Below are 26,663 nucleotides of genomic sequence, written 5' to 3' on the forward strand. Positions count from 1 at the left end.
TGGCTTCCTCCATCATCATGGAACCGGCGTGTAGCGCAGTTCGGTGCCCCATGGGTCTGTCAGGACGCGGGCCGTAGCATCGGCGCGGCGGTCCAGTACCTCGAACCACAGTAGCCCCGTCCGGTTGCCGCGCTTGCCCGACCCGGCACTGCGCCAGACATTGGTGCCGACATGATGGTGATAGTGGCCGGTCGACAGGAAATGCGCGCCGGGATAGGTAGTGGCAAGCTCGAAACCGGCGTCACTCAGATAGAAGCCGTCGCTTTCCTTCAGGTCGCCGACCCGCAGGTGGATATGGCCGACCGTGGTGCCCTCCGGCGCGCCGTCCCAGCCTGGCTCCGAAAGGTCGATCTCGTCGAACAGGCTGTTGGTGTCCAAGGGCTTCGTCGCCATTTCCACCGCGCCGTCGCGCCACGTCCAGGCCGAGGACGGCTTGTCGGCATAGATCTCCACCCCGTTTCCTTCCGGGTCGGACAGATAGAATGCCTCGCTGACGATATGGTCGGATGCGCCTTCCAGCGGCACCTGCCGGCGCACGCCCATTTCGGCAGCCCATTCGGCCAACGACTCCCGGTCGGGCAGCAGGAAGGCCGTATGAAACAACCCGGCTTCACGCGGGTCGTCCGGCTGGGCGTCGGGCCTGTGGACGAGTTCGAGAAGCGCCGTCTCCTCTGTGCCGTACAAAGCGCCTTCCGCACCCCGGCCCAGCGGCACAAGCCCGACGACGTCGCGATAGAAGGCGCCCACCGCCTCCGGGTCGCGGACGGCCAGCGCGACGCGGCCGATGCTAAGCGGGGCAAGGGAGGGATGCGTTACGATGTCCATGGCGGTCGGTCCTGATTGCGAACTGCGTTGGCGTGAAGATGGATATTCTCTCTCGTGTGAGCAACTGGGCGTAAAAGCATCAACGCTCACACCATTAAGCATCAAACCGGCAGGTCCCGGTCCCAGGGCGGTGTTCCGCTCCAGGCCGAGGCCAGATGGTCGATCATGGCGCGCATCTTGGCGGACGGGTGCCGTGTCGCCGGCCAGACGGCATGGACGCCGCCGAGGCGGACCGGTGGATGGTCGAGCGCGATCGGGACAAGCTTTCCCTCGCGCACCGCGTCTCCCACGATGAAGCTCGGCTCGTAGACGAGCCCGAGGCCCGCAATGGCCGCCAGCACGAGGGCGTCGCCGCTGCTGGCGGTCAGGTTTCCCGATACCTTGACGGAGACGTCGCCATCCTCGCCGAAGGTCCAGAGCCCGGCGCGGGTAACGGTGGAGAGCGTGTAGCCGAGGCAGTTGTGGTCTGCCAATTGTGCAACGGACCGGGGCGCCCCGTGGCGCTCGATATAGGAAGGTGCGGCGCAGACGAGGATGTTGCAAGGGGCCAGGCGCCGCGCCGTCAGGCTGGAATCCTTCAGCCGCCCGATACGGATGGCCATGTCGAAACCTTCCGACAGGATATCCACGAGCCGGTCATTGAAATCGACGTCGAGGCGCACCTTGTCGTGGCGCGCCAGATAGGCCGGCACGACGCGCGAGAATTCGCGCAGCCCGAAGGACAAGGGCGCGCTGATCCGCAGGGTGCCCTGCGGCTCAACCGTTTCGGCCGCGGCGAGCGCCTCCGCCTCGCGGATTTCCTCCAGGATGCGCTCTGCGGATTGTGCAAAACGCTGCCCGGCCTCCGTCGGCGTCACGCGCTGCGTCGTGCGGCGCAGAAGCTGCACGCCAAGACGGCGCTCCAGCGCGGCGACATGCTTGGTCACCATGGTCTGCGACATGTCCAATGCCCGCCCGGCCGCGGAAAAGCTTCCGGCGCTGACCACGCGGGCGAACACCTCCATGGAGCGGAGTTGATCGGGCATCTATTCCTCTGGGTGTGAGACTATATCCTCCGGGGCAGTCTTCTCCAATTTTTCGATAGAGGCAATATGCGCCTCCAACGACACGAACACCCGGAAGCAAAAAACCATGATCGATACCAGAACCGCACCTTACGCGGCGCTCATCCTCCGCCTTGTCCTCGGTCTCCTGTTCCTGGCCCATGCCTGGCTGAAGATCTTTGTCTTCACGCCGGCGGGAACGGCACAGTTCTTCGCAAGCCTCGGCCTTCCGGGCTTTCTCGCCTATGTCGTCATCCTGGTGGAAGTGCTTGGCGGCGTCGCGTTGATCCTGGGTTTCAAGGCCAGGGTCGCCGCTATCGCGCTCATTCCCATTCTTCTCGGGGCTATCGTGACGGTACACGGCCCGGCCGGCTTCTTCTTCACCAATGAAGGCGGTGGCTGGGAATATCTCGGCCTGTGGATCGCCGGCCTCGTTGCGCAGTCGCTGCTTGGCGATGGTCCTTACGCGGTGCGGTCGTCCGCCCAGGCCTGAGGCGCGGCACGGCTGTCGAGCCATTCGATCAGGCCGGCAAGATCGGTCACGATCACTTCAGCATGGCCGGCGAGCGCATCCTGCGCCGCCGGCGTCCGTGCGATGCCGACAGGGTGCGCGCCGGCCGCCTTTGCGGCATCCATGTCGTGAGTGGAATCGCCGATCAGGGCCACCGCTGCGGGATGGAGCCCGGTCTCCCTTGCAAAGGCCTCGACCATGCCGGGGCCGGGCTTGGCCCCATGGCCGGAATCGTACCCGGCGACATAGTCGAACCGGTCGAGGACGCCGAGTGCGGACAGATGCGCACGGGCCGTCGCTTCGGCATCGTTGGTGGCAAGGCCGATGCGATAGCCCTTGGCGATCAGATGGTCGATGCCCCTGGCCACGTCGTCGTAACCGCGCAGCGTCGACAGGCTGGCGCTACGGTACAGGTCGTTGACCCGGTTCTCGAACGCCTTGTCAAAGGGCATGCCGATGAGCTCGGCCCAGACGGGGGCATAGTCGGCCGTGTCGCCGGCGATGATCGGCGAGCCCGGAAGAAAGGTCATTGCTGCAATGTCGAGGCCGCAGGCCTCTGCCATGCGGTCGGCGATGTCCCGGCGGCCATCCGCCAAGGCATCCAGGACCTGCATCGTCGCCGGCGCCCAGGTGGCGTCGAAATCCAGAAGCGTCCCATCCTTGTCGAAGAGTATGCCTTGCAGCCCTGCCATGCCCGGTCCCTTCCGATGTGCAAGGACCGGCATCGCAGGCGGGCCGGGCAGCGTCAAGGCCGGAGCGTCGCGCCCCGGCCCCGTGCTGGTGTTTACCGTCTATCGGCGGTCGCCGCGCTCCTGGCCCGGCCCGTGCGGGCGGTGGTGGTGCGGGCCCTTGCCATGGCGGCCGGGGCGGGGAAGCTCACGCAGAAGGCGCTCGGCCGTTGCGGTCTGCTCCGGTGTCAATTCGCCGGCAAGCTGCGCCATCGCGGTGCGCAGCGTCTCGGCTGCCTGTCCACGGGTGATGCTGCGTTCCAGCATCCTGTCCACCCGCGCGAAGGGGCGGCTGTCGGGTAGCGTCGGAGCTGCCTCCTCGACGTCGTCCGCCTCGGTCGAGGCATCGTCGTCCGATGCCGGGCCGGCCTCGTCTTCATCGTCCTGCGCGGCCACATCCGGGCCGCCGCGCGCCGGGCGCCCGGCTTCCACGAAGCCGATTGCGGCGCGAGTGAAGGCGTTCCAGCTATCCTGCTGATCGGCGGTTATTCCGAGCGCCGTTTCCGCCGCGGTCAGCCGCGAGGCGACATCCCACAGCATCGACGGGCGGTCGGGTCTTTCGCCGCGCATCATGCGGCCCGGGCCGCCCGGTCCGCCGGGGCCGTGCGGCGGGCCCTTGGCGTCCTGTCCGACGGCGGCCGGCGGCGGCGGCGGGGGTGCCGGCTGTGCCGTCTGCGCCAGTGCCGGAAGCGCGATGCCCGTGGCCAACAGGCCGGCCAGTAGTTTCGACGATGTCTTCATCCGTTTCGCTCCTTTGGCTTGCGATGAACGACGATATAGGGTCGCTCCGCGGCAGGACCGCGCCCGGCGTGTTTCGATATGTTGTAAAGTGTCGCCCTTGGCCCGGCCGGAAGGACGGTCGCGAGCGTGCTGCAAGGTTTCGCAACAAATTTCCGCAGGAAAAGCGGTGCGCCGCCGCCTAAATGAAGGCACTGGACAGTAATCGAAGGAAGCGGTGATGGACGGTCGAACCCGCGTGCTGGTGGTCGACGACGATGCGGATATCCGCAATCTCTTGAGTCGCTACCTGGAAGGGCAGGGATTCAGTACGGATCTGGCGGCCAACCGCTCGGAGGCGGAACAGAAGGTGGCGGCCGGAGGCATCGACCTCGTCGTTCTCGACGTGATGCTGCCCGATGGCTCCGGGCTGGACCTGTGCCGCGAATTGAAGGACCGCCGCCCGGACCTGGCCATCATCCTGTTGACCGCGCTGAAGGAGGATGTCGACCGGATCGTCGGGCTCGAACTTGGGGCCGACGATTATCTCGGCAAGCCTTTCAACCCGCGCGAGCTGGCGGCGCGCATACGCGCCGTGATGCGGCGCGGTGCCGAACGCGCGTCCACCGAGCCCGAAACCGGCGTCTACCGTTTTTCGGGCTTTACCGCCGACAAGACGGCGCGGCGCGTAACGGACGAGGCCGGCCAGGACCTCGATCTGACAGGAGCCGAATTCGACCTTCTGGTGATCTTCCTGGATCGGCCGGGCCGGGTCCTGTCGCGCGATACGCTTCTGGATCTCCTGCATGGGCGCAGCTTCACCGACCCGTTCGACCGCACCATAGACGTGACGATGAGCCGCCTGCGCCGCAAGTTCGGGGATGGCGGCGTGTTCCGCCTGTTCAAGACTGTCCGCAACGGCGGCTATCAGTTTTCGACGCAGGTGGAGAGACTGTCCTGATGGGTTCGATCCGCTCCCGGCTGGCTCTTCTTCTGGTGGTCTCCATCGTCGGCGTCGTCGTGCTTGCGGCGCTGGTAAGCTGGCGTGTGCTGGAGCGCCCCGACCGCCGCAGCTTTGCCGCCACCTTTGCCGAGGAAGTGCGGATCGTGGCCAGCGTGCTGCGGCAGGACCCGTCCGCCGCAGCACGCCACGGCATACGCACCGGCCCGCCGCCCGGCGGGGAAGACGATGGCGAGCTGGCGCGCGAGGCGCGCGGCGTGCAGAAGATACTGGCCCGCCAGGGAAACCCGATGCAGGTGCTGATCCTGCAGGATACGGATGGGGCACGCCGGCTTGCGCTGGAGTACGAGCCCGGACAATGGGCCTACCTGACCTATCCGGCGCCGCCGCCCTCGGCGCGCGCGCCGCTGGTGTTCTATCTTGGCCTCGTCATCCTGGGTGCATTGGCCATCGCCCTGATCGCGGCAACCATGATGACCCGCCCGCTCCGCATGCTGGACGAGGCCGTCGGGGCCATCGGGCCGGACGGCTTGCTTCCGCATGTCGAGGAGCGCGGCCCGGCCGAGGTGCGCGAAACCGCCGCCGCCCTCAACCGCCTGTCTACCCGGCTGCGCAACGCCATGGAAAGCCGGATGCGGCTGGTGGCCGCGGCCGGCCACGACCTGCGCACGCCGATGACGCGCATGCGCCTGCGCGCCGAATTCCTGCCCGACGAGGACCGCGAGGTATGGCTGCGCGACCTTTCGGAACTCGACAGGATCGCTGACAGCGCCATCCGCCTGGTGCGCGAGGAGGTGGCGGGCCCGGAAGGCCGAGAGCGTGTCGACCTTGCCGCGTTGACCGGCGAGATCGTCGACGAGCTGGACGAAATCGGCATGAAAGTCGCACAAAAGGGCAAGATGGCGAATGCCGCGGTGAACGCGCGTCCGCTGGCGATCAAGCGCGCTTTGCGCAACCTTATCGAGAACGCCTGCATCCATGGCGGCGGCGGGACCGTGTCGGTGCAGGCCGACGGGCCGCGCCTGCGCGTGATCATCGGCGACGAAGGCCCTGGCATACCGGCCGAATTGCTGGACAGGGTGTTCGAGCCGTTCTTCCGCGTCGATCCGGCGCGCCGGAAATCGGCGCCCGGGGCCGGACTCGGGCTTGCCATAGCGCGGGAGATCATCGAGCAGGAGGGCGGCACGCTGACGATCGCCAACCGGCCGTCCGGCGGGCTGGAGCAGGTGGTGTCGCTGCCGGCGGCCTGATGCAGCTAGCGCTCGCGGCCGATCCGCGAAAGGACGGCGACAGGGATCATGCCCACCAACACGATCAGCAGGGCGGCAACCGACGCATCCTCGTAGGTTCCGCGTGCGGCCTCGCCATACAGATGCGTCGCAAGCGTCTCGAAATTCAGTGGCCGCAGCAGCAATGTCGCCGGCAGCTCTTTCATGCAATCGACGAAGATCAGGATGGCCGCCGCCGCGATGGCGGCGCGCGACAGCGGGATGTGGATGGTGGTGAGCAGTCTGAGCGGCGTCGCGCCCAGCGTCCGCGCCGCACCGTCGAGCGAGGGCGGAATGCGCGACAGGCCGGCCTCTATGCCGCCGGTGGAGATGGCCAGGAAGCGCAGCGTGTAGGCCAGCACCAGCGCGCTGCCGGAGCCGAGGAGAACGAGGCCCAGACCGGTGCCGAAATAGCCCCGCCAGAGGCCGTCCATCCAGCGATCCGCCAGCGTGACGGGATAGAGGACGCCGATCGCCAGCACCGTGCCGGGTATGGCGTAGCCCACCAGCGCGGCGCGCGTGAACAGGCGCGACATGGCCCCCGGCGCAAGGCGCGCGGCGAAGGCGATGACAAGTCCGAAGATAATTGCCGCCAGAGTTCCGGCCGTGGCGATGGACACCGTATTGACGACCTCGTTGAGGATGGCCGGCGATACGCCGCTGAAGGCGATGCGCCTGGCAGCGGCATCCGCCAGATAGGACGCGGGAAGCAGGAAGCCGAAGGACACGGGAACAAGCGTGGCAAACAGGGCCAGCAAGCCGGCGGCCCTCGGCAGGCGCTTCGGCTCCAGCCGGCGTGGGCGCTGGGCCGAGGCGGCGAAGGCCTGGTGCCGGCGTGCCCAACGCTCCGCCGCAACGACGAGAACCACGAGCAGCAGCAGCGCAAGCGCGATTTGCGCGGCGCCGGCAAGATCCGTCCGGTTGACCCATTGCGAGTAGATCGAAACGGTCAGCGTGCGGATGCCCAGAAACTCGGAAGCACCGATGTCGTTGAGCGTTTCCATCAGCGCCAGGCTGATGCCGACGGCGATGGCGGGCCGCGCCTGCGGCAGCGCCACCCGGAAGAAAGCGGCGCGGTAGCTGCAGCCGAGCGTGCGCGATACGTCGATCAGGTTGGCGGCCTGCGTCATGAACATCGCGCGGGTGGTGATGTAGACGTAAGGGTAGAGGACCGAGGAAACGATCAGGATGCAGCCTGCCATGGAGCGCACGTCCGGCAGACGGAAATCGCGCGGGCTGTCATAGCCGAGGATCAGCCGGATCGTGGATTGAATGGTGCCGACGGGATGCAGGAGATCCAGATAGGCATAGGCGACGATGTAGGTCGGCACCGCCAGCGGCAGCAGCAGCGCCCATTCCATCTGGCGCCGCAACGGAAAGTCGTACGCCGTCACCAGCCATGCGGTTCCGCAACCGACGATGCCGGTGATCGTACCGACCCCGCCAAGCAGCAGAAGGGTGTTCCACGTTGCGCGCGGCAGGACATTGGACAAAAGGTGCGGCCAGACATCGAGCGAGCCGCCCAGCGCCAGCACGGTCAGGGCCACGATCGGCATCATCGCCAGGGCGGCGACGATGCCCGCGGCGGCAATCCACAGGGCGCGGCCGCGACGCCATGGGCGGGCGCCGGATATGGCCCGTGCCGGAAAGGTCGGCGTCGTCATGCTCGCTTCCAGTGCGCGGATACGCGCCGCCGCCGGAACCATCCGGCGACGGCGGGGGTTTGAGCCCGCTTAATCGTCGAAGCCGACCTTTTCCGCAAGGCTCGTCGCATCGGCGCGGCGCGTGGCGATGGTCGCCAGCGGCGTCGGGTCGATTTCAAGCGTGCCGAACTCGGCGATGATCGGATCGACCTCGACACCGGCGCGCACCGGGTATTCATAGTTGGCGCGGGCGTAGATTTTCTGGGCCTCTTCCGAAACCAGGAATTCCAGGAAGTCGACGGCGACGTCCTTGTTCGGCGCATGCGCGGCAACCGCCGCGCCAGAAATGTTCACCTGCGTGCCGCCGCCTTCGAAGGTGGGCAGGATAACCTTGATGGCCTTGACCCATTCTTCCTGCTCGGGCCCGCCGGCGCCGCTGCGCATCAGGCCGACATAGTAGGAATTGGCGATGCCGATGTCGCAGATGCCGCCCATGATGTCGCGCGCCACGTCCCTGTCTCCGCCGCCGGCCTTGCGGGCAAGGTTGGCCTTGACGCCTTCGAGCCAGGTCTGCGTGGCTTCGCTGCCGTGATGCGCATCGTAGGCCGCGAACAACGCCGTGTTGTACGGGTGCTGCCCCGAGCGGATGCACACCTTGCCGCGCCATTCGGGATCGGCCAGTTGTTCATAGGTGAAGCTGTCGATGTCGAGGTCCTTGGCGGCGTAGAGCACACGGGCACGGGCCGAGAGGCCGAACCAGTTGCCGTTTGCATCGCGCAGATTTTCCGGGATGGCGCTTTCCAGCGCTTCGGACTCGATCGGCTGCGTCAGGCCCTTGTCGACGAGGTCGACGAGGTTGCCGAAATCGACCGTCATCAGAAGGTCGGCGGGGGAGCTTTCACCCTCGCTCGCGACACGCTCCGCAAGGCCGTCCTTGAGGAAGATGGTGTTGACGGTGTTGCCCGTCTCGGTCTGGAAGGCTTCGATCAGCGGTTGGATCAGCCCCGGCTCGCGGGTGGTGTACAGATTGACCTCGGCTGCAAGTGCCGAGCCGACGCCCGCCGAAAGACAGACGCCGCACAAAAGCGCCTTGCCGAGAGTTGAATTGACCACGCGCATGACCATGCCTCCAGTGATGACCTTGATGATCCCGCTAGAAACCCAACATGACTTGCATAGTCAAGTTTAAATCCGCTCCTCTCGAAATTGTCACGAGGAAACGGGAAATACAAAGGTTTCCTTACGGTCCAGCACGATGCGGATACGGTCCGCGTCCGAAGCAAAATCGCCGATGTTTCTTCGAATGGTTACAAGTTGCGGGTGTGCATCCAGCTTAAGTTCGAGTTGTTCCACTTCGCCGCAGAATCGGCGATGCACAATTTGAGCTTCTATGCTGCCATCGCCATTGCCGGGGCGCAGTCCGCCAGGACGGACGAGCACCAGCATCTCGCTTCCCTCGGCGGCGCCATGGCCTGCCGCCACGCGGCCAAAGGGCGTATCGATGGCGCCATGGCGCACCGTGCCGCGCACTTCGTTGAAATCGCTGAAGAAGCGCGCCACGAAAGGCGTCTGTGGCTTGTAATAGAGGTCACGGCCGGTACCGGCCTGGATGATGCGCCCCTGGTGCATGAGGGCGATCCTGTCGCTGACCATCAGGGCTTCCTGCGGATCGTGCGTCACCAGGACGACGGTCGCGCCGACCTGACGTACCAGGGCCAGCGTCTCCATGCGGACCGCCTCGCGCAGGCGGCTGTCCAGATTGGAAAAGGGCTCGTCCATCAGCAGGACGCCGGGGCGCGGGGCGATGGCGCGGGCCAAAGCCACGCGCTGCTGCTCGCCACCGGACAGCATATGCGGGTAGCGCGTACCGAAATGCGCGATGCCCAGCCGTTGCAGGGTGGATTGTACGCGTGCCGCGATATCGCCCCGGGCCCGGCCCCGCAGCCCGAAAGCGATGTTCTGCTGCACCGTCAGATGCGGGAACAGCGCATAGTCCTGGAACATCAGCCCGACGCCGCGCTTCTCGGGCTCGACGAAGCGGCCGGGGCCGGCCATGACCTCGCCACCGAAGGCGATGCGCCCGGCGCTGGGTGCATCGATGCCCGCAAGCAGCCGCAGAAGCGTGGACTTTCCGCAACCCGAATGGCCGACAAGGCAGAGGATTTCCCCTGCGGCGACCTCCAGATTGATATCGGACAGGATGTCCAGCGCGCCGATGCGGCGCGACAGGCCGGCCACCGATACCGGTATCGCCGCCGCTTCGTCGCTGGTCGTCTGCAACACCGCCAAGAGCGCTCCCCCGTAAACTGGAGCCTTTTACTACACAAAGAGGCGTGCCGACTTCAACTCCGCACGGGGCGGCGCGCGTTACAGCGTCGCCAGCACGCCGCCGTCCACATAGATGGTCTGCCCGTTGACGAAGTCGGAGGCCGACGAAGCCAGGAAGATGGCCGCGCCCTGCAACTCCTTCACGTCTCCCCACCGGCCGGCCGGGGTGCGGGTGCGAAGCCAGGCGTCGAATTTAGGGTCTTCCACCAGGGCCTTGTTCAGCGGCGTATCGAAATAGCCCGGGCCGATCGCATTGACCTGCAGTCCGTGCCGCGCCCAGTCGGTGCACATGCCCTTGGTTAGGTTCTTCACCGCGCCCTTGGTGGCTGTATACGGCGCGATCGAGTAGCGGGCCGCCTCGCTTTGCAGGCTGGCGATGTTGATGATCTTGCCGCGCTTGCGCGCGATCATGTGGCGGGCCACCGCCTGCCCAACGTAGAAGACGCTGTCCAGATTGGCGCTGACGATCTCGCGCCATGTATCGACCGCGAAATCCTCCAGCGGGGCGCGGCGCTGGATACCGGCATTGTTGACGAGAATGTCGATCGGGCCGGTGTCCGCCTCGATCCGGTCGACGCCGGCCCGCACCGCGCCGGGGTCGGTCACGTCGAAGGCGGCCGCCGTCACGTCGAAGCCACGTCCGCGCATCGCCTGCGCCGCCGCCTCGACGCGGTCCGCATCGCGCCCGTTGAGCACGATGGCCGCACCGGCAGCCGCAAGGCCCTCGGCCAATGCCAGGCCTATGCCCTGGCTGGAGCCGGTGATCAGGGCGCGGCGGCCCGCAAGGTCGAAAAGCGACAACGACATTGGATATCTCCCAGGGACTGATTCTGTTTTGGCAGCGCTGCCATTTTTGCTCCTGTATGCGCCGGCCGCGGTCATGGCGCAATGGCCGGTTCATTCGGCGGCGCTTGTGCGCTATGTCATGCGGCACTGTTCACCGACGGGAAGCGCATGCCTCAATCGCCAGCTCTGGCCGCATCCAACGCCGTTACCGCGGATCTGATCGCCGTGCTGGCCGCAGTCACCGATGGTGCGCCCGCCGTCCTGACGACGGATGACGGCCGGTCCCTTCCTTCGGGCCCATTCGAATCGGGGCACCGCTCGCTGCAGCTTGGCCTGCGCGCCTGGGTGGAAGAACAGACCCACCATCCGCTCGGCTATCTCGAACAGCTCTACACCTTCGCCGACCGCGATCGCGATGTTGCGGGCGGGCGGGTCATCTCGATCAGCTATCTGGGCCTTACGCGGCAGGGCAACACGACGCTGGATGGCGGCGCCGGCTGGACGGACTGGTATCGGTACTTCCCATGGGAGGATCATCGAACCGGTGTGCCGGCAATCCTTGCCCGTATCCGGCATGCCTTGGCCGATACACAGGCCGACGACGCCTTCCGCCAGCGGGCGGCAACGGCCTTCGCCATGGAAGGGCAGGGTTGGAACGAGGAACTGACCCTGCAGCGTTATGAGCTTCTGTATGAGGCAGGCCTCGTCGACGAAGCATGGCGCGACCGGGGCGAGAACCGCAGATTGGCGTTTGCAACCGGCTGCGCCATGGATGCCGACCATCGTCGCATCCTGGCGACGGGCATTGCGCGGTTGCGTGCCAAGATCAAATACCGACCGGTGGTTTTCGAGCTGATGCCGCCGGACTTCACGCTTCTGCAGTTGCAGCGCAGTGTCGAGGCCCTGTCGGGACGGCTGGTGCACAAGCAGAATTTTCGTCGGCTGATCGAGCAGCAGGAACTGGTCGAGGAAACCGGCGCGATGGCCGGCGATACGGGTGGCCGGCCCGCGAAACTGTTCCGGTTTCGACGGGCGGTGGTTGCCGAGCGCGATGCCGTAGGAACGAAGCTGCCGCTCACACGCTCTTGACAACGCTTATACTCATAGTAAGCATATGACGAACATATACTCACTATGAGCATTATAATGGCCCTGAACGCAGATGTCCTCGAGCGCACAGCGCCGCTCTATGAGCGCGTGTCCCGCGTCATCCCGAAGATCGAGTGGCCGTCCATGGCGGGCGACGTGGACGCGATCCTGCGGCTGAAACGCGAGAAGAACGCCATCATCCTGGCGCACAACTACCAGTCGCCGGAAATCTTCCATTGCGTAGCGGACGTCGTGGGCGACAGCCTGGCCCTGGCGCGTGAGGCCATGAACGTGGATGCCGACATCATCGTTCTGGCCGGCGTTCACTTCATGGCGGAAACCGCGAAACTGCTGAACCCCGGCAAGACGGTTCTGATCCCGGACATGGGTGCGGGCTGCTCGCTGGCCGACAGCATCACGGCGGCGGACATCCGCCTGCTGCGGCAGCGTTACCCGGGCGTGCCGGTGGTGACCTACGTCAACACCAGCGCCGACGTGAAGGCAGAGTCCGACATCTGCTGCACCTCCGGCAATGCGCGCAAGGTTGTGGAGGCGCTCGGGGTGCCGCGCGTCATCATGCTGCCCGACGAGTACCTGGCGCAGAACATCGCCCGCGAGACCCATGTGGAGATGATCACCTGGGCCGGCCATTGCGAGGTGCACGAGCAGTTCACGCCCGGCGATATCGCCGAACTGCGCGCCAGCCACCCCGGGGTGATCGTGCTGGCCCATCCGGAGTGCCCGCCAGAAGTGGTCGAAGCGGCGGATTTTTCGGGCTCGACGGCCATGCTGTCGGATTATGTGGAAGAAAAGCAGCCGGCACGCGTGGTGCTTCTGACCGAATGCTCCATGAGCGACAATATCGCCGTCCACCATCCGAAAGTGGATTTCATCCGCCCCTGCAACCTCTGCCCGCATATGAAGCGGATCACGCTGGCCAATATCCGCGAGGCGCTGGAGTTCGGGCGTCACGAGGTGACGGTGGACCCGGCGGTGGCCGACCGGGCCCGCATCGCCGTCGAGCGGATGCTGGCGATATGACAGGCCCCCGCCAGCCTGCCGTGATCGTGGGGGCAGGGCTTGCCGGCATGCTGACGGCGCTGTCGCTGGACGAGCCCTGCATCCTTGTCTGCCCATCGCTGACGGCGGCGCAGTCGTCGACCGGGCTGGCGCAAGGCGGTGTCGCCGCAGCCATCGGTGCGGGCGACGACGCCATGCTGCATCTGGCCGATACGCTTGCGGCGGGCGACGGGCTGGTGCAGCCCGATGCCGCCGGATCGATCCTCGGCGGCGCGGCGGCGGCAATTGCGCGTCTGGCCAGCCTCGGCGTCCGCTTCGACCGCGACGCGGATGGTGCGCCGGCGCTGGGCCTGGAGGCCGCCCACGCGCGGCGCCGTATCGTGCATGCCTTCGGCGATGGCACGGGTGCGGAAATCCACCGCGCGCTTGCCGCCGCGGTGCGGCAAGCGCCGCATATCCGCCTTGCCGAAGGCCATCGGGTGCGCCGGCTCCGGACAGAGGACGGGCGGATCGTGGGCCTCTGGCTTGACGATACATTCGTGCCGACCGCCCGCGTCGTGCTTGCGACGGGCGGCGTCGGCGGGCTGTTCCTGGCGACGACCAACCCGGCGGGCAGCATAGGCGGCGGGCTTGCCCTCGGCCTGCGGGCCGGCGCGCAGGTGCGCGACCCGGAATTCGTGCAGTTTCATCCGACCGCGCTCGATTGCGGGCGCTTTCCGCTGCCGCTCATTTCGGAAGCCGTGCGGGGCGAGGGCGCCATCCTTGTGGACGAGGATGGGCGGCGCTTCATGGCCGATGTGCCGGGCGCAGAGCTTGCCCCGCGTGACGTCGTGGCGCGCGCCATCCATGCCGAGATCGCCCTTGGACGAAGGGTCTATCTGGATGCGCGCGGGCTTTGCGACGGGGCCTTCGCCGAGCGCTTCCCGGCCATCGCCGCGATCTGCCACACCTTTGGGGTGGACCCGTCGCATGATCCGATCCCGGTGCGTCCGGCCGTGCATTACCATATGGGGGGTCTGGCCACGGACCTGTCCGGCCGCACGACGGTTCCGGGCCTGTGGGCGGTGGGCGAGGTGGCGTCGACAGGGCTGCACGGCGCCAACCGGCTGGCCAGCAATTCGTTGCTGGAGGCGGCGGTGATGGCGCCGCGCGTCGCCGACAGCGTTGCCGGCGCGCCTGCCCACAGCCCTGTCGGTGACGCGGCACCAAGCGTCGATACCGGGGATGCCGCACTGGAGCAGGTGCGCCGAATCCTGGGGCGCGACCTTGCCCTGATCCGCGACGAGGCCGGGCTGACACGCGCCGTCACCCAGTTGCTGCCGCTTGCCGAAACCAGCGACCCTGCACTTGTGGGGCTTGCCATGGCCGTCGGTGCGTTCGAGCGCCGCGAAAGCCGCGGCGGGCACTGGCGCTCGGACTATCCGGCACAAGCAGCGCAGGCGCGTCATACGTGCCTCGACATTTCAGCCATCCGCACAGCGGCCGAGCATGTTGCCCAGCCGCTCCTTCTGACTGCCTGACAACGCCGTAGAGACCATGCTGATACCCTTGCCCGACATCATGCTGGAACCGGTGGTGCGCGCCACGCTGCTGGAAGACCTTGGACGCGCCGGCGACATCACCACCGACGCTATCGTGCCGCCGGACCACCGGTCGCGCCTGGCCCTGGGCGCGCGGCAGGACGGCGTCGTCGCCGGCCTCGACCTTGCCCGCATCGCCTTCCGGCTCATGGACCCGGACATCGATATGATCGTGCATCGGCCGGATGGCGCGCTTGTCCGGGCCGGCGAGGCGATTGCAACATTGAGCGGGCCAACGCGCGGCCTGCTGACGGCCGAGCGCACGGCACTCAACCTTCTGTGCCGCTTGTCCGGCATCGCGACGGCAACGGCCGGGCTGGTGGACGCCGTCAGGGGGCACCGCGCCAGCATCGTCTGCACCCGCAAGACGACGCCCGGCCTGCGCGCGCTGGAAAAATACGCGGTGCGTGCCGGCGGCGGCGGCAACCACCGCTTCGGACTGGATGACGCGATCCTGATCAAGGACAATCACGTTGCCATTGCGGGCGGCATCCGCCCAGCCTTGCAGCGCGCCCGCAACCATGCCGGCCATATGGTAAAGATCGAGCTCGAGGTCGACAGCCTCGATCAGCTCCGCGAGGCCATGGAGATCGGCGTCGACGCGGTGCTGTTGGACAATATGGGCCCGGAGATGCTGGCGGAAGGCGTCAGCATCATCGCCGGGCGCGCGATCAGCGAAGCGTCGGGGCGGATCACGCCGCAAACCGCCCCGGCCATCGCGGCCAGCGGGGTGGACCTGATCTCATGCGGGTGGATCACCCATTCGGCGGCGATCCTGGACATCGGCTTCGACCATCTGGACTGAACCATGGACCGCCGATGGAGGGTGCATGGCCGCGCTTTGCGCGGCGGCCATGCGCAACCCGGATTGCGATGGCCGCGGTGATGCCGCTGCGACCATCGGCGATAGTGCAGCGTCAGGCTTTGGTCCAGTCGAGGACGATCTTGCCGCTTTCGCCCTTCATCATGGTGTCGAAGGCCGTGCCGTAATCGGCGACATCCATGCGATGGGTGATGACGCCCCGCACATCGAGGCCGCTTTGCAGCATGGCCAGCATCTTGTGCCATGTCTCGAACATCTCGCGCCCGTAGACGCCCTTGATCGTCAGCATCTTGAAGACGATCTTCGTCCAGTCCACCGGGGCGGGGCGGGGCGGAATGCCGAGCATCGCGATCTTGCCGCCCATCAACAACTGGTCGACCATCTGGTCGAAGGCGGCCGGCGAGCCGCTCATCTCCAGCCCTACGTCGAACCCTTCCTTGAGGCCCAGCCGCGACATGACGGAGCGCAAATCCTCTTCCGCCACGTTGACCGGCGTCACGTCGGCAACGCGCCCGGCCAGTTCCAGCCGCGCCGGGTTGATGTCGGTGATGACGACGTGGCGCGCGCCGACATGGCGGGCCACCGCCGCGCTCATGATCCCGATGGGGCCGGCGCCGGTAATGAGCACGTCTTCGCCGACGAGGTCGAAAGACAGCGCGGTATGCACGGCGTTGCCGAGCGGATCGAGGATCGCGCCCAGCTCGTCGTCGATATCGTCGGGAAGCGGCACCACATTGAAGGCCGGCAGCTTGAGATACTGCGCAAAGGCACCCGGAATGTTGACGCCGATGCCACGCGTTTCGGGATCGAGATGGAACCGGCCGCCACGGGCTGCCCGGCTTTGCATGCCGATGACATGTCCCTCGCCGGAAACGCGTTGTCCAACCTTGAGACTGCGGACGGAGGCGCCCGTTTCGACGATCTCGCCGGCATATTCATGGCCGACCACCATGGGCACCGGCACGGTCCGGCTGGCCCAGTCGTCCCATGCGTAGATGTGGATGTCGGTGCCGCAGATCCCGGTCTTGTTGACCTTTATCAAAACCTCGTCGGGGCCGATGGTCGGCACCGGCTGCTCTTCCAGCCAGAGGCCCGGCTCGGGCCGGGATTTCACGAGAGCTTTCATGGGTGATACCTCAGATGATGCCGAGCGACTTGCCGGCATCCTTGAATGCGTCGATGGCGAATGAGACGTCGTCCGGCGTCAGCGCCGCCGACATCTGGGTGCGGATGCGCGCCTTGCCCTTGGGCACGACGGGGAAGAAGAAGCCGGCAACGTAGACGCCGCGCGCGTCCAGGGCGGCGGCCATGTCCTGCGCCTTGCGCGCGTCGTGCAGCATCACCGGAATGATCGGCGTGGACCCGGGCAGAAGCTCGAAACCGGCCTCGGCCATGCCGTTGCGGAAGCGTTCGGTATGCTGGCCCAGCAGCGCCCGCCGGTCGTCCGCCTGCCGCGCGATCTCGATCGCCTTCAGCGAGCCGGCGGCAACGGACGGTGCGAGGCTGTTGGAAAACAGATAGGGGCGCGCACGCTGGCGCAGGAGGTCGATCACCGGCTGCGAGGCCGCGACGAACCCGCCCATGGCGCCGCCGAGGCTTTTGCCAAGCGTGCCGGTGATGATGTCCACCTTGTCTCCGACACCCGTCAGCGTCGGCGTGCCGCGTCCCTCGGCTCCGAGATGGCCGGTGGCATGGCAGTCATCCACCATCACCAGGGCGCCATAGCGGTCGGCGAGGGCGCAGATGGACGGCAGGTCGGCCACATAGCCATCCATGGAGAAGACGCCGTCGGTGACGATGAGCTTGAAGCGCGCGCCGGCGGAATCGGCCTCCTTGAGGCGGGTTTCCAGCTCGTCCATGTCGCCGTTGGCAAAGCGATAGCGCGCCGCCTTGCACAGGCGGACGCCGTCGATGATGGACGCATGGTTCAGCGAATCCGAGATGATCGCGTCCTCGGCGCCGAGGAGCGGCTCGAAGACGCCGCCATTGGCGTCGAAGCACGCGGCGAACAGGATGGCGTCGTCCTTGCCGAGATATCGGGCGATGGATTGCTCCAGCTCACGATGCAGGGTCTGTGCGCCGCAGATGAACCGGACCGAGGCCATGCCGAAGCCGAACGCGTCCAGCCCCTGATGGGCGGCGGCGATGACGTCCGGGTGGTCGGCAAGGCCCAGATAGTTGTTGGCGCAGAGGTTGATGACCGAGCGGGGGCCATCCTTGCCCTCGATGGTGATGCGTCCGCCTTGCGGGCTGGCGATCAGGCGCTCGCGCTTGGTGAGGCCATCGGCCTCGATCTCGGCCAGCGTTGCCCTCAGATGGTCTTCGAAGCCGGTTGCCATGATCGCTTCTCCTAGAATTCCAAGATATTGGAAATTACAGTATATCGGAAATATCACAAGGCAGCATCGGTTGAATTCGCATGCGCCCTAGCCGTAATGCAGTACCATCAATGCGCGCGCCGGGGCGTCGGACAGATTGTCGATGGCATGCGGGATGTCGGCCTTGTAGCGCGCGGTTTCGCCCAGCGCCAACGGGCGCGTGACCCCGCCGCTGGTGACGCTGAGGCCTTCGGTCAGGGCGGTGAGATGCTCGAACGCGCCGGGTGCATGCGGGGCACTGTCCAGCCGCCCGCGCGGCGCGATCTCCACCTCGTACCATTCGGTCAGGCCGGCCAGCCGTGGCGGGCTGAGGATGCGCAGCCGGCACGAACCGTCCGGACTGCGGATTTCCGGCGTGTTGAAGGCAGAGACCACCTCGACGGCCGGCTCCTCCACCGGTGCGGCGCGGGCCCCGCCGACAAGATCGGAGAAATCGATCTTGAGCGCGCGTGTCAGGCTCCAGAGAACGGCGAAGGTGGGGTTGGCGCTGCCGCGCTCGATCTGCGACAGCATGGAGCGGGATACGCCCGAAAGCGCCGACAACTGCTCCAGCGACAGGCGGCGCGCCTTGCGCTCGCGCTGCAGGATCGGGCCGATACGGGGCGTTTCCATGAGTGCGGCCCCGTCAGGAAAGAAGCCGGGATGCCGCCAGCGACAGCGCGACGACCCCGTGGCGGATGCAGCCTTCGTCGGGCTGGTAGTCGGCATTGTGCAGCCTGTCCTGGCGGCCGGGCTGGCCGGAGCCGACGCCGAGCTGGAAGGCGGGCACGATCTGCGAAACGAAGGCGAAGTCCTCGGCGCCGAGGTCGGCCGGCTTTTCGTCGGCGACCGCGCCGTAATGGGCTTCCACCGCGTCCACCGTGGCCGCGAGGATGTCCGCGTCGCTGGTGAGGCAGGGCGTGCCGGGCTGCCAGTCCAAAGTCGCACTGACCCGCATGGAAGCTTCGATGCCGGCGCAAAGGCGGCGCAGGGCCGCCTCGATGGTGGCGCGGGCCGCGTCGGACTGGGTGCGGGCCGTGCCGCGCAGAACCGCGCGCTCGGGGATGATGTTGTGAGTGTCGCCGGCCAGCAGCGCACCCACGGTGACGACCGCCGGCAGCATCGGATCCACCTCGCGCGAGACGATGGTCTGGATCTGCAGCACCAGGTGCGCCGCCGCGACGATGGGATCGGCGGTCTGGTGCGGGCTTGCGGCATGGCCGGACCGACCCTGCAGAACGATGTCGAAATCGTCCGACGACCCGTTGGCGACACCATGAACGTAACAGAAGCGTCCAACGGGCACTTCCGGGTAGTTGTGGAAGCCGAGCGCCATGTCCGCGCCGTCCAGCACGCCGTCGCGGATCATCGCCGCCGCTCCGCTGACGGGGGTCTCTTCCGCCGGCTGGAACATCAGCCGGACCGTGCCGGCGAGGCCGGGTGCGATGTCGCGCAGGACGCGCGCCGCGCCAAGCAGCGTCGCCGTATGCAGATCGTGCCCGCAGGCATGCATCTTGCCCGGCACCGAACTGGCGAAGGGCAGCCCGGTTTCTTCGGTGATGGGCAGCGCGTCCATGTCGGCGCGCAGCACCAGCATTGGGCCCGGCCGTCCGCCGGCGATTTCGGCGACGACGCCGGTCTCACCGACGCCCGTCTGCGGGGCAAGGCCCAGTGCTCGCAACTCGTCCGCCACGATCGCCGCCGTGCGCACCGTGTCAAAACCCGTCTCGGGATGGGCATGCAGATCGCGCCGGATGGCGATCAGCCGCGCCTCGTCTTCCGCTACGATGGCTTCGATGCGCGATCCGAGATCGTTGACCATGCGGTTCATGGACGGCTCCTTCCTTCGGACCGCCCTTATAGGCTGCGCGCCGCCCCGCTGGAAGCGGGCAGGCGCTCAGTCTTCACCGCGTGCGCCTTTACGCGCTTCGTCTCCCGCTGCCCCGCGCCGCCAGTAGGCCGCCACGAGATGGCGATCCTTGGCCACTTTCAGATCCTTCCGGACGCTGCGGCGAATGGCCTTGAAGGCATCGAATTCGCAGCCGGCCCAGATATAGAGATCCTCCGTAATGCCTGCGGCGGCAACGCTGTCCAGCGCATCCTGAAGCAGCCGGGTCGTGCCCGCCGGGGCGCCGTGGCGGTGCAGATAGCGGATGTCGGCTTTGCAGGATGCGGCGATGGATTGCTCTTCCGCCGGGCCATCGACCTCGATGAAGGCGGTGGCCGAGGCATCCGGCGCCGCGTTTTCCAGAATGCGGGCCATGGCGGGCAGGGCGGTCTCGTCGCCCAAAAGAAGCATGCGCCGCGCCTGGGGCAGGAAGCCGCCGCCCGGCCCGGTCATGCCGACGACATCGCCGGGCATCGCCGTTTCGGCAAAGCTGGCGCCCGGCGTATCGGCGCCGGGATGCAGCACCATGTCCACCTCGAGCGTGCCGGCGGCAACGTCGATCGAGCGGATGGTGTAGACGCGCAGCACAAGCCTGTCTTCGCCCTGCGGCCAGACCGGCATGCCGTCCTCTCCCATGATAGGCCAGACGGGTACGCGCCCCTTGGGCGGAAAGACGAGCCGGATATGAAGGCCGCCGGCAGCGAACCGCCCGATATCCTGCCCCGACAGCGTCAGGCGCTGCATATGCGGCGTGATGCGCCGGCTGGAAACCACCTGCATGACGCGGAAGAACGGCGGCTGCACCCCGCTGACCCCGTCGCCCTGCCACCGCACGGTCGGGGCAGGCTGCGGCGCGAACTCCAGCACATGGCTGGTCACGCCCATCTTTATGTAGGCAAGGCCGGTTTCGTCGCGCGATTGCGCGATGGCATGAAGCGCCCCATCCACCACACTCAGCCGGGCTTCGCCGAAGCTGACGACGATGCGCGCCGCCCCATCGGCATAAGTGACTTCCCCATGCTCGGAATAATGGTCGCACAAGGCGTCCAGCAGGCGCCGGGATTCGGCCACCTCGATGCGCGACCAGGCCTGCAATATCATCGTTCGACCTCCGGACCCGATAATGGCTCGAAGGGCTATTTAACTAGACAAAAGATGTCAAGTTTTAGCCATCGCCCTCGACCTTCCGTTTCAGGCCATCCAGACCGGTGCGGATGAAGTCGGTCATGGCGCGCACGGCATCCTCGTCGGTCTTGCCTTCGGCCGGATCGTTGTTGGTGTCGGCACGATAGAAGCGGCCGAGCCAGGTGACCTTCGTCGCCTGACCATCCGGCTCCAGCTTCATCTCGGCGGTATAGGAGCTGACCGGCAGGGCGTCGGTTTCGCCCTGCAGGCGGTAGCGATACCGCATGGAATCCGGGCGGTGCGCATCCAGCCCTTCCGTAACCGTGCCGGACGGCAATGTCAGCGTGCGGTGCGATCCCCGCTCGTTGCCGTTGGAGACGGTGGCGCTGCCGACGGCCGGGTTCCAGTCTGCAATGGAGCCGAAATCGCCCATCACCGCCCAGACTTTTTCGGGTGGTGCGTCGATGACGACAGTCTCGTCCACTTTCTGTGGTGTCGGCCCATGGGCCATGGCGGGCGCGGCCATGACGGCGAACGCCAGAATGGCGGGAATGAGGATCGTTCGTATCATCAGGCTCTCCGATTGACGAGCAGGGTTGAAACGAGGGCGGCCAGCGACGCGATGGCGAAGAAGGGCGACAGGTCGCGGCGGCCGGCCAGCGGAATGGCGCGCGTGTCGGCCATCAGGCGCGCGGACAGCGACGGATCGTCGAGCCGCGCAAAACCGAGGCCCGCTTCGGAGGCCATGGCCTCCAGATAGGGGGCGCGCAGCGCCGACAGATGTTCCGACCCGCTGAGGTCGGCTTCGCCATAGGGGTTGTTGCGGGGATGAAAGCCGGGTTCGGCCGAGGCGGTGGGCGAGGGCGCCCCGATGCGCGCGCCATGCACCATGTCTTCCATGCGATAGAAGCCGATTTCGCGTCCGCGCTCGTCATGGCGGGGGATGGGAGAGGGCCTGTCCGCACCGACGCCGACGATGAGCCCGCCGACATCCCCTTCGTTCCGCATGGGCCGGCGGCCGCCATGGGGCAGGGGCGGCGCCTCGTGCCCGTCGGTCAGGAATACGAGGTCGGCGTCGTCGGCCGCCGCGAAGCGCAGCGCGCTGTTGACGCCGGAGGATATCCGGCTGTCTCCGTCCCACCCCATCCGCCAATCGAGCTTTTCCACCGTTTCGGCAAGCGGCGTGTAGTTGGCACAGACCTCCACCGGCCGGAAGAAGGTGAAGCTCTGGCGCTCGGCAAACACGGCCAGCCCGGCGCGGGAGCCGCAGGGCAGGCCGCGAATGAGGGCGGGCAACCGGCGACGCACCGCTTCGAGCCGGCTGTGCGGCGCCTGCGGTGGGCCATAATCCCGAACGTTCATGCTGCCGGTGATGTCGACCGTGAAGAGGATATTGCGCACCGACGTCTGCGCCGGCATGGACGGCGTGGTTGCGGCAATCGCGGCCAGCCCGGCCCCCAGCGCCAGTATTGCCAGGCCGGCCTTCATGGCAGGCCACGCGGCAGGCCGGGCAGGTCTGTCCATATGTTGCGGGGGCGGGTGCCGTCTTCCTCTTCATCCGGCGCGGCACGGGGAAAGGCGCGGACCAGACGGCTGGCCAGATCGAGATTCCACTTGGCGTCGAAATCCGCCGGATTCAGGCGCAGGGCGCGGCGATAATCTTCCTGCGCCACGCGCACCACCGGGATGGCAGCGTCGATGCGATTGTCCTCCACCATCGTGAAGGCCTGCCGCAACCGGCCATTGCCGAGATTGTAGGCGTGCGCCGCCGCAAGGCCGGCATTGCCGGCCATGGCAAGGGCCGGCGACAGGGCTTCCGCCTCGTCCGGGCGGCCTTGCCGCAGGAGTTGGCGAGACTGCGCGAACAGCACTTCGGCCCGCTGGCTGCCTGTCTCCACCGGCATGCCGGAGCCGAGGGCGGCGATGGCGCGGTTGTCGCGCCGCTCTTCCATCAATTGCAGGCTGGCCCAGACGGCGATGGCGAGGCTCGCAAAAAGCGCGGCGATGAGCACCCCGGTTGCGATCCGGTCGCGGAGCCGATGCGAAAGCCGGGTCATGCCACCTCCCTGGCCGGGAAAGGCGGCAGTGGCCGGCCCGGAAAGGGCGAGCGTTCGACCGCCTTGGCCAGAGCCAGAAGGGCAAGCGATAGCGCCGCAATGCCATAGGCGAATGGCGCCAGGCTTTTCTGCGGGATGGTCGCCAGATAGGTCAGCGGCCGGGCTTCCAGGCGGTCGATTTCGGCGATGGCCGCCGCGACGGCATCGGGGTTTTCGGCCTCGAAGGCGCGATAGGGCACGCCCAGCCGCTGCAAGAACAGGTTGAGATGGCGCTCCGGCCGCACCTGCGGCGTGTCCATCTCTCCTCTTGCGGGCGGCTCGAATATCCCCTTGGAGCCCTGGGTCCGCAGGAAGAGCCAGTACAGGTTGACCGGCTGGCGGGCGACCATGTCCGTCAACTCTTCCTGCACGTCGCGGCTGATGACCCCGGCCCCGTCGGATACCAGCACCACGGCGCGCGATGCCGTGGCCGGCTCGTCCTCGAACAGTGACAGCGCCATGGCAAGGCCCCGGCCGACATTGGTCTGCGTGAGGCCGGGCTCGTCCATGGCGGCGATTGCGGCGTGCACCGCATCCATCCGGTCGGTCAGCGGCACGGCCAGCATCGGCGCGGTCGAAAAGGCCACGACGCCGACCTTATCCTGCGCGCGCCCGCCAACGAACTCGCTCAACAGGCGCTTGGCCGCCGTCGCCTTGGATTCTTCCGCGCCGTCCGGCCGGCGGTTGGCGAAGGTATTGTCCATGGAACTGGACCGGTCCAGCAGCAGCACCAGATGCGCACCGAGCCCTGTTCTCGTCTCCTGCATGTCCGTTCGCTTCAGCCCGGCGAGGCCGAGAAGCAGCGCGGCGATGGCCAGCGCCGCGACGACGCGCAGCGCCGCCGCGACAATACGGGACAGGATATCGGCCGGCACCATGGCCGCCTGCGGCACGGACACGGCGTGCAGCAGCGGCAGGAGAAAAGGCAGCAGCATCAACGGCAGCGCCAGAAGAACCTCGGGACGGTCGAAGGACAGGGGGATCATGGCGCGCGCTCCAGCGCGGACAGGCGCCGGGCCAGGGCGGGCAGCTCTTCCAGCGGCAGCAGCCGGGCCGCCTCTATGGGCCGTTCGGAAAAGTGGAACAAGCGGGACGCCGCAAAGAACCGCTCGAGGTCGGCGCGCCCTTCCCCGTACCGGGGCGAATGCGCGGCCAACGCCTCGAGGTCGTCCGCGAACAGGCGGCGTCCATGGGTGGCATCCAGCGCCCGATGCAGCACCGCAAGGGACTGGGCATAGGCTTGCGGCCTGCCGGACAAAGCGCGCAGATGGCGTGCCGCACGGTGCAGCGGGCGCTGCCTGCGCTGCGCGAAGGGGCCGATGCCGCGATATCGCAGCAGCGCCAGCAGCGTGACCGCGAAGAAGGCCCACGCACCGGCGACCTGCCACTGGCGCGGACGCGTGTCGATGGCATTGGACAGGATGTCCGGCTGCATGGCCTCGGGCCGGGAACGCTGCATGATCGGGCGCAGCGGCGACATCACGAAGGTGAAGGAGGGCAGCGCCGCCTCGACCGGAGCGCCATCGCCCTCGTCGGCAAGGAAGCGCAGCCGTTGCGGCGGCAAGACCCGCTCGGACGGTTCGAGGGGCACGTAGAATGTCTGATACCGAATATCGACCGTCACGATGCCGTCCGCATCGGTGACATTCATCGCGACGAGGTCCAGCCAGTAATCGAGCGCGCCCACCTGCGGCAGCGACGCGCCATCCAGTTCGTATCCCGGTGGCGGTACGATGATTGCGCGGTAGTCGAGCGTGTCGCCGACGAAATAGCCGAAGGCGCGGGGCAGGCGCGTCTCGACCGTCGGGGTAGCCTCCTGCCCGTAGGCCGCGCCGTACGCCGTTGCAAGCAGTACCGCCAGAACGGCGGCCAGCAAATGCCGGGTCATGGCGCCGCCCCCTGGACTAGCAGCGCTTCCAGCAGGCGCTCCACGTCGATCTGGTCGCGGATGATGACGGGCGACACGCCATGCGCCGAGAATACGTGTCTGTGGCCGCGCGCATGCGCTTCGGCCGCCCGGTGCCAGCGCGCGGCCAGTGTGGGGCGCATAAGCACGGTGGAGCGCCGGCCGGTTTCCGCATCGCGCAGTTGCGCCAGCCCGAAACGGGGCGGCGGTGCGTCGAGAAGGCTGTCGGCCAGCAAGAAGGGCCGCAGGTCGCGACGCGAAAGCGCGCCGGCCAGGCTGTCGGTCATGGCCGGCGGAAAGGCGAAATCGGAGATCAGGAACACGATGCCCGGCCGTGTCGGCAGCGTCGCGATGCCTGCCAGAAGGCCGTCCAACCGATGGCCCGCCGGCGTCATCCCGCCCAGCGCGCTCAGCACCTCCCCGGCAAAGGAGCGCCGCCTGTTCAAGGCAAGGTGCAGCGGTGCGCCGTCGCTGCCCGCCGTCAGCGAAACGCGGTCGCCGGAGCGGCGCGCCATATGGGCAAGGCCGGCGGCCAGATGGGTGGCTACCTGCCATCGGTCGACGCGGCCGATGGCGGCCATGGAGGCGGAGCTGTCGACGATGACATGGACATCGCTTTCGGCCAGCATGCGATCGCGGCGCACGAGAAGCGTTCCGAACGGATCGCGCAGCGAGGCGCGAAGGTCTATGCGGCGTGGATCGGGCCGCTCGGTCAGGGGTACATGAACATCGAAAAGGCCCTGTGTTCCGGGCAGGCGGCCTTTGTGACCGCCGGGGCGAAGGCCGCGTGCCGGAAGCCGCAGGCGATAGGCGAGTTCGGCGAAACGCTCGACCCCGTCCGGCAGGAGGCCGTCGGAAACAGGCCCGGCGCCGTTCATGCGGGGGCGGCCACCTGGCCGAACAGCGCGTCGATCAGCGCCGGCACGATCGTATCGCGCCGGATTTCGTACATCGGCGCCAGGAAGATGCGGTGGCCCATGACGCAGGGGAATACGGCGCGAATGTCTTCCGGCACCAGCGCGTCCCGCCCCTCCAGAAAGGCGTTCACGCGTGCCGCCCGCACCAGCGCCGAAACGCCGCGCGGGCTGACGCCTCCATCCACCAGCCGCTCCATGTCGACGCCGGGTACGGCCAGGCCGTGCCGCGCCGGATGCCGGACGGCATCCCACAGGGAGACGACATAATCTTCCACGGCGCGGCTGCTGCGCACATGCGCCTGGATCGTTTCGGCCCGCCGGTTGAGGTCGCGGTAGGGCAGGATGCCCGGCCTTATCTCACCGATCAGCGTATCGGCATCGTGGTAGCGGGTGTCGAATGCGAGGGCGCGTCGCAACTCGCGATCTTCCGGGGCCTCCACCGGAATTTCCATGAAGAAGCGGTCGCGGGCGGCGGCCGGCAGTTCGAACGTCTCGTCGCGCTCCACCTTGTTGCGGTCGGCGAAAACCTGCAGGTGCGGAAAGGCGAACTCGCGTTGGAAGGCGGTGGTGCTGCGCTCTGCCATCAGGCGCAGCAACAGCGAGTGGACCTGTGGCCGCGCGCGGTTGATCTCGTTGAAGAAGAAGACCGCAAGGTCTTCCCCTCGCGCCAGCAGAGGGCCGGGCTCCATGCGGGGGCGGCCATCCTCCCCCACGAAGGCGCTGTAGAGCATGTCGCCGGGCATCAGGTCTATCGTGCCCTCGATGCGCTGGTACGGTCCGCCGAGCGCGCGGGCGACGGCGCGCAGAAGGGTCGTCTTGCCGACGCCGACATCGCCCTCGAGCAGCACGTGGCCGCGCGCCAGTATGGCGATCGTCATCATGCGAATGGCCGCGTCCTGCCCGATGACGACCGTCGCAAGCGCCCGCTGGAATTCCATGGCCTCGTCGCGGATGACGAGCGGCGTCGCATCCGGCCTCATCGCAATCTGCATGTCCCGACCGTTCGAAATCGCATGGCTACAAGGCTTGGCTACAAGGGCGCCGCGGGGCCG

Annotated in this window: 27 protein-coding genes; 7 read left to right on the forward strand and 20 right to left on the reverse strand. The window is 67.3% G+C overall.

What is annotated here, in order from left to right:
* Nucleotides 1–15: 15 nt before the first annotated feature.
* Nucleotides 16–825 carry a VOC family protein gene (locus tag AUL31_RS00495; RefSeq protein ID WP_060599922.1) on the reverse strand — a complete coding sequence of 270 codons (810 nt, stop codon included), beginning with the start codon at nucleotides 823–825 and terminating at the stop codon, nucleotides 16–18.
* 101 nt (nucleotides 826–926) lie between these two features.
* On the reverse strand, nucleotides 927–1,850 hold the full coding sequence (locus AUL31_RS00500) for a LysR family transcriptional regulator (RefSeq protein ID WP_060599924.1): 924 nt from the start codon (nucleotides 1,848–1,850) through the stop codon (nucleotides 927–929).
* A gap of 106 nt (nucleotides 1,851–1,956) precedes the next feature.
* On the opposite strand from AUL31_RS00500, the gene AUL31_RS00505 reads away from it, so the two are divergent.
* Nucleotides 1,957–2,361, forward strand: a complete 405-nt coding sequence (locus AUL31_RS00505) for a DoxX family protein (protein WP_060599926.1) — start codon at nucleotides 1,957–1,959, stop codon at nucleotides 2,359–2,361.
* Here the strand turns inward: AUL31_RS00505 and AUL31_RS00510 are convergent.
* Both AUL31_RS00510 and AUL31_RS00515 read right to left on the reverse strand, forming a co-directional pair.
* Complete coding sequence (locus AUL31_RS00510) at nucleotides 2,331–3,071, reverse strand: HAD family hydrolase (protein WP_060599928.1); 741 nt, start codon at nucleotides 3,069–3,071, stop codon at nucleotides 2,331–2,333. The genes AUL31_RS00505 and AUL31_RS00510 overlap by 31 nt on opposite strands.
* A 99-nt stretch (nucleotides 3,072–3,170) precedes the next feature.
* The gene (locus AUL31_RS00515) at nucleotides 3,171–3,848 is read right to left on the reverse strand and encodes a hypothetical protein (RefSeq protein WP_060599931.1); all 678 of its coding nucleotides are present in this window, start codon (nucleotides 3,846–3,848) and stop codon (nucleotides 3,171–3,173) included.
* Nucleotides 3,849–4,065: 217 nt separating this feature from the next.
* Here AUL31_RS00515 and AUL31_RS00520 point away from each other — a divergent pair, with 217 nt between their 5' ends.
* A complete protein-coding gene (locus tag AUL31_RS00520) occupies nucleotides 4,066–4,785 on the forward strand; it encodes a response regulator transcription factor (protein WP_060599933.1) in 720 nt (239 codons plus the stop codon).
* Entirely contained in the window at nucleotides 4,785–6,035 is a 1,251-nt protein-coding gene (locus AUL31_RS00525; protein WP_060599935.1) for an ATP-binding protein, read from the forward strand. The genes AUL31_RS00520 and AUL31_RS00525 overlap by 1 nt, the downstream gene beginning before the upstream one ends.
* A 5-nt stretch (nucleotides 6,036–6,040) precedes the next feature.
* Here the strand turns inward: AUL31_RS00525 and AUL31_RS00530 are convergent, their stop codons facing one another.
* From AUL31_RS00530 to AUL31_RS00545, 4 genes are all read right to left on the reverse strand, one after another.
* A complete protein-coding gene (locus AUL31_RS00530) occupies nucleotides 6,041–7,717 on the reverse strand; it encodes an ABC transporter permease (RefSeq protein WP_082646726.1) in 1,677 nt (558 codons plus the stop codon).
* Between the two features lie 69 nt (nucleotides 7,718–7,786).
* The gene (locus AUL31_RS00535; protein ID WP_060600463.1) at nucleotides 7,787–8,815 is read right to left on the reverse strand and encodes an extracellular solute-binding protein; all 1,029 of its coding nucleotides are present in this window, start codon (nucleotides 8,813–8,815) and stop codon (nucleotides 7,787–7,789) included.
* A 90-nt stretch (nucleotides 8,816–8,905) separates the two neighbouring features.
* Entirely contained in the window at nucleotides 8,906–9,979 is a 1,074-nt protein-coding gene (locus tag AUL31_RS00540; protein WP_159439775.1) for an ABC transporter ATP-binding protein, read from the reverse strand.
* Nucleotides 9,980–10,063: 84 nt separating this feature from the next.
* Nucleotides 10,064–10,831 carry an SDR family oxidoreductase gene (locus AUL31_RS00545; protein WP_060599939.1) on the reverse strand — a complete coding sequence of 256 codons (768 nt, stop codon included), beginning with the start codon at nucleotides 10,829–10,831 and terminating at the stop codon, nucleotides 10,064–10,066.
* A 147-nt stretch (nucleotides 10,832–10,978) separates the two neighbouring features.
* Between AUL31_RS00545 and AUL31_RS00550 the strand changes: the two genes are divergently transcribed.
* Genes AUL31_RS00550 through nadC form a run of 4 tightly spaced genes read left to right on the forward strand, consistent with a single transcriptional unit; the run spans nucleotide 10,979 to nucleotide 15,304 of the window.
* A complete protein-coding gene (locus AUL31_RS00550) occupies nucleotides 10,979–11,899 on the forward strand; it encodes an NUDIX hydrolase (RefSeq protein ID WP_060599942.1) in 921 nt (306 codons plus the stop codon).
* Nucleotides 11,900–11,956: 57 nt separating this feature from the next.
* Nucleotides 11,957–12,940, forward strand: a complete 984-nt coding sequence (gene nadA / locus AUL31_RS00555) for a quinolinate synthase NadA (RefSeq protein WP_060599944.1) — start codon at nucleotides 11,957–11,959, stop codon at nucleotides 12,938–12,940.
* Complete coding sequence (locus AUL31_RS00560) at nucleotides 12,937–14,439, forward strand: L-aspartate oxidase (RefSeq protein ID WP_060599946.1); 1,503 nt, start codon at nucleotides 12,937–12,939, stop codon at nucleotides 14,437–14,439. The genes nadA and AUL31_RS00560 overlap by 4 nt, the downstream gene beginning before the upstream one ends.
* 16 nt (nucleotides 14,440–14,455) lie before the next feature.
* Complete coding sequence (nadC, locus tag AUL31_RS00565; RefSeq protein ID WP_060599947.1) at nucleotides 14,456–15,304, forward strand: carboxylating nicotinate-nucleotide diphosphorylase; 849 nt, start codon at nucleotides 14,456–14,458, stop codon at nucleotides 15,302–15,304.
* Between the two features lie 112 nt (nucleotides 15,305–15,416).
* On the opposite strand, the gene tdh is transcribed toward nadC, so the two are convergent.
* The 12 genes from tdh to AUL31_RS00625 all read right to left on the reverse strand — a co-directional run bounded on the left by tdh (nucleotide 15,417) and on the right by AUL31_RS00625 (nucleotide 26,603).
* Nucleotides 15,417–16,448: an L-threonine 3-dehydrogenase gene (gene tdh, locus AUL31_RS00570; protein ID WP_060599948.1), complete on the reverse strand. Its 1,032-nt coding sequence runs from the start codon at nucleotides 16,446–16,448 to the stop codon at nucleotides 15,417–15,419.
* A 10-nt stretch (nucleotides 16,449–16,458) separates the two neighbouring features.
* Nucleotides 16,459–17,661, reverse strand: coding sequence for a glycine C-acetyltransferase (locus AUL31_RS00575; protein ID WP_060599950.1), 1,203 nt, complete (start codon nucleotides 17,659–17,661; stop codon nucleotides 16,459–16,461).
* A gap of 87 nt (nucleotides 17,662–17,748) precedes the next feature.
* A complete protein-coding gene (locus AUL31_RS00580; protein ID WP_060599952.1) occupies nucleotides 17,749–18,312 on the reverse strand; it encodes a helix-turn-helix domain-containing protein in 564 nt (187 codons plus the stop codon).
* A 13-nt stretch (nucleotides 18,313–18,325) separates the two neighbouring features.
* Nucleotides 18,326–19,510, reverse strand: coding sequence for a M20 metallopeptidase family protein (locus tag AUL31_RS00585; RefSeq protein ID WP_060599954.1), 1,185 nt, complete (start codon nucleotides 19,508–19,510; stop codon nucleotides 18,326–18,328).
* Between the two features lie 66 nt (nucleotides 19,511–19,576).
* The gene (locus AUL31_RS00590) at nucleotides 19,577–20,668 is read right to left on the reverse strand and encodes a siderophore-interacting protein (RefSeq protein WP_060599956.1); all 1,092 of its coding nucleotides are present in this window, start codon (nucleotides 20,666–20,668) and stop codon (nucleotides 19,577–19,579) included.
* Between the two features lie 64 nt (nucleotides 20,669–20,732).
* On the reverse strand, nucleotides 20,733–21,263 hold the full coding sequence (locus tag AUL31_RS00595; protein ID WP_060599957.1) for an SRPBCC family protein: 531 nt from the start codon (nucleotides 21,261–21,263) through the stop codon (nucleotides 20,733–20,735).
* Nucleotides 21,263–22,180 carry a vWA domain-containing protein gene (locus AUL31_RS00600; protein WP_200801658.1) on the reverse strand — a complete coding sequence of 306 codons (918 nt, stop codon included), beginning with the start codon at nucleotides 22,178–22,180 and terminating at the stop codon, nucleotides 21,263–21,265. Before AUL31_RS00600 ends, AUL31_RS00595 begins: the two co-directional genes overlap by 1 nt.
* The gene (locus tag AUL31_RS00605; RefSeq protein WP_060599959.1) at nucleotides 22,177–22,749 is read right to left on the reverse strand and encodes a hypothetical protein; all 573 of its coding nucleotides are present in this window, start codon (nucleotides 22,747–22,749) and stop codon (nucleotides 22,177–22,179) included. Before AUL31_RS00605 ends, AUL31_RS00600 begins: the two co-directional genes overlap by 4 nt.
* Nucleotides 22,746–23,774, reverse strand: coding sequence for a vWA domain-containing protein (locus tag AUL31_RS00610; protein ID WP_060599961.1), 1,029 nt, complete (start codon nucleotides 23,772–23,774; stop codon nucleotides 22,746–22,748). Before AUL31_RS00610 ends, AUL31_RS00605 begins: the two co-directional genes overlap by 4 nt.
* A complete protein-coding gene (locus AUL31_RS00615) occupies nucleotides 23,771–24,676 on the reverse strand; it encodes a hypothetical protein (protein ID WP_060599963.1) in 906 nt (301 codons plus the stop codon). The genes AUL31_RS00610 and AUL31_RS00615 overlap by 4 nt, the downstream gene beginning before the upstream one ends.
* Nucleotides 24,673–25,572: a DUF58 domain-containing protein gene (locus AUL31_RS00620; RefSeq protein WP_060599967.1), complete on the reverse strand. Its 900-nt coding sequence runs from the start codon at nucleotides 25,570–25,572 to the stop codon at nucleotides 24,673–24,675. The genes AUL31_RS00615 and AUL31_RS00620 overlap by 4 nt, the downstream gene beginning before the upstream one ends.
* Nucleotides 25,569–26,603: an AAA family ATPase gene (locus AUL31_RS00625; protein WP_060599969.1), complete on the reverse strand. Its 1,035-nt coding sequence runs from the start codon at nucleotides 26,601–26,603 to the stop codon at nucleotides 25,569–25,571. The genes AUL31_RS00620 and AUL31_RS00625 overlap by 4 nt, the downstream gene beginning before the upstream one ends.
* Nucleotides 26,604–26,663 lie beyond the last annotated feature (60 nt).

The sequence above is a fragment of the Aureimonas altamirensis genome (assembly GCF_001463885.1).
Taxonomy (GTDB): Bacteria; Pseudomonadota; Alphaproteobacteria; order Rhizobiales; family Rhizobiaceae; genus Aureimonas; species Aureimonas altamirensis.

Excerpts from the sequence above, each read along its gene's own strand:
- AUL31_RS00495 (WP_060599922.1), bottom strand. The coding sequence starts at position 825 with ATGGACATCGTAACGCATCCCTCCCTTGCCCCGCTTAGCATCGGCCGC.
- AUL31_RS00500 (WP_060599924.1), bottom strand. The coding sequence starts at position 1,850 with ATGCCCGATCAACTCCGCTCCATGGAGGTGTTCGCCCGCGTGGTCAGC.
- AUL31_RS00505 (WP_060599926.1), top strand. The coding sequence starts at position 1,957 with ATGATCGATACCAGAACCGCACCTTACGCGGCGCTCATCCTCCGCCTT.
- AUL31_RS00510 (WP_060599928.1), bottom strand. The coding sequence starts at position 3,071 with ATGGCAGGGCTGCAAGGCATACTCTTCGACAAGGATGGGACGCTTCTG.
- AUL31_RS00515 (WP_060599931.1), bottom strand. The coding sequence starts at position 3,848 with ATGAAGACATCGTCGAAACTACTGGCCGGCCTGTTGGCCACGGGCATC.
- AUL31_RS00520 (WP_060599933.1), top strand. The coding sequence starts at position 4,066 with ATGGACGGTCGAACCCGCGTGCTGGTGGTCGACGACGATGCGGATATC.
- AUL31_RS00525 (WP_060599935.1), top strand. The coding sequence starts at position 4,785 with ATGGGTTCGATCCGCTCCCGGCTGGCTCTTCTTCTGGTGGTCTCCATC.
- AUL31_RS00530 (WP_082646726.1), bottom strand. The coding sequence starts at position 7,717 with ATGACGACGCCGACCTTTCCGGCACGGGCCATATCCGGCGCCCGCCCA.
- AUL31_RS00535 (WP_060600463.1), bottom strand. The coding sequence starts at position 8,815 with ATGCGCGTGGTCAATTCAACTCTCGGCAAGGCGCTTTTGTGCGGCGTC.
- AUL31_RS00545 (WP_060599939.1), bottom strand. The coding sequence starts at position 10,831 with ATGTCGTTGTCGCTTTTCGACCTTGCGGGCCGCCGCGCCCTGATCACC.
- AUL31_RS00550 (WP_060599942.1), top strand. The coding sequence starts at position 10,979 with ATGCCTCAATCGCCAGCTCTGGCCGCATCCAACGCCGTTACCGCGGAT.
- nadA (WP_060599944.1), top strand. The coding sequence starts at position 11,957 with ATGGCCCTGAACGCAGATGTCCTCGAGCGCACAGCGCCGCTCTATGAG.
- AUL31_RS00560 (WP_060599946.1), top strand. The coding sequence starts at position 12,937 with ATGACAGGCCCCCGCCAGCCTGCCGTGATCGTGGGGGCAGGGCTTGCC.
- nadC (WP_060599947.1), top strand. The coding sequence starts at position 14,456 with ATGCTGATACCCTTGCCCGACATCATGCTGGAACCGGTGGTGCGCGCC.
- tdh (WP_060599948.1), bottom strand. The coding sequence starts at position 16,448 with ATGAAAGCTCTCGTGAAATCCCGGCCCGAGCCGGGCCTCTGGCTGGAA.
- AUL31_RS00575 (WP_060599950.1), bottom strand. The coding sequence starts at position 17,661 with ATGGCAACCGGCTTCGAAGACCATCTGAGGGCAACGCTGGCCGAGATC.
- AUL31_RS00580 (WP_060599952.1), bottom strand. The coding sequence starts at position 18,312 with ATGGAAACGCCCCGTATCGGCCCGATCCTGCAGCGCGAGCGCAAGGCG.
- AUL31_RS00585 (WP_060599954.1), bottom strand. The coding sequence starts at position 19,510 with ATGAACCGCATGGTCAACGATCTCGGATCGCGCATCGAAGCCATCGTA.
- AUL31_RS00590 (WP_060599956.1), bottom strand. The coding sequence starts at position 20,668 with ATGATATTGCAGGCCTGGTCGCGCATCGAGGTGGCCGAATCCCGGCGC.
- AUL31_RS00595 (WP_060599957.1), bottom strand. The coding sequence starts at position 21,263 with ATGATACGAACGATCCTCATTCCCGCCATTCTGGCGTTCGCCGTCATG.
- AUL31_RS00600 (WP_200801658.1), bottom strand. The coding sequence starts at position 22,180 with ATGAAGGCCGGCCTGGCAATACTGGCGCTGGGGGCCGGGCTGGCCGCG.
- AUL31_RS00605 (WP_060599959.1), bottom strand. The coding sequence starts at position 22,749 with ATGACCCGGCTTTCGCATCGGCTCCGCGACCGGATCGCAACCGGGGTG.
- AUL31_RS00610 (WP_060599961.1), bottom strand. The coding sequence starts at position 23,774 with ATGATCCCCCTGTCCTTCGACCGTCCCGAGGTTCTTCTGGCGCTGCCG.
- AUL31_RS00615 (WP_060599963.1), bottom strand. The coding sequence starts at position 24,676 with ATGACCCGGCATTTGCTGGCCGCCGTTCTGGCGGTACTGCTTGCAACG.
- AUL31_RS00620 (WP_060599967.1), bottom strand. The coding sequence starts at position 25,572 with ATGAACGGCGCCGGGCCTGTTTCCGACGGCCTCCTGCCGGACGGGGTC.
- AUL31_RS00625 (WP_060599969.1), bottom strand. The coding sequence starts at position 26,603 with ATGCAGATTGCGATGAGGCCGGATGCGACGCCGCTCGTCATCCGCGAC.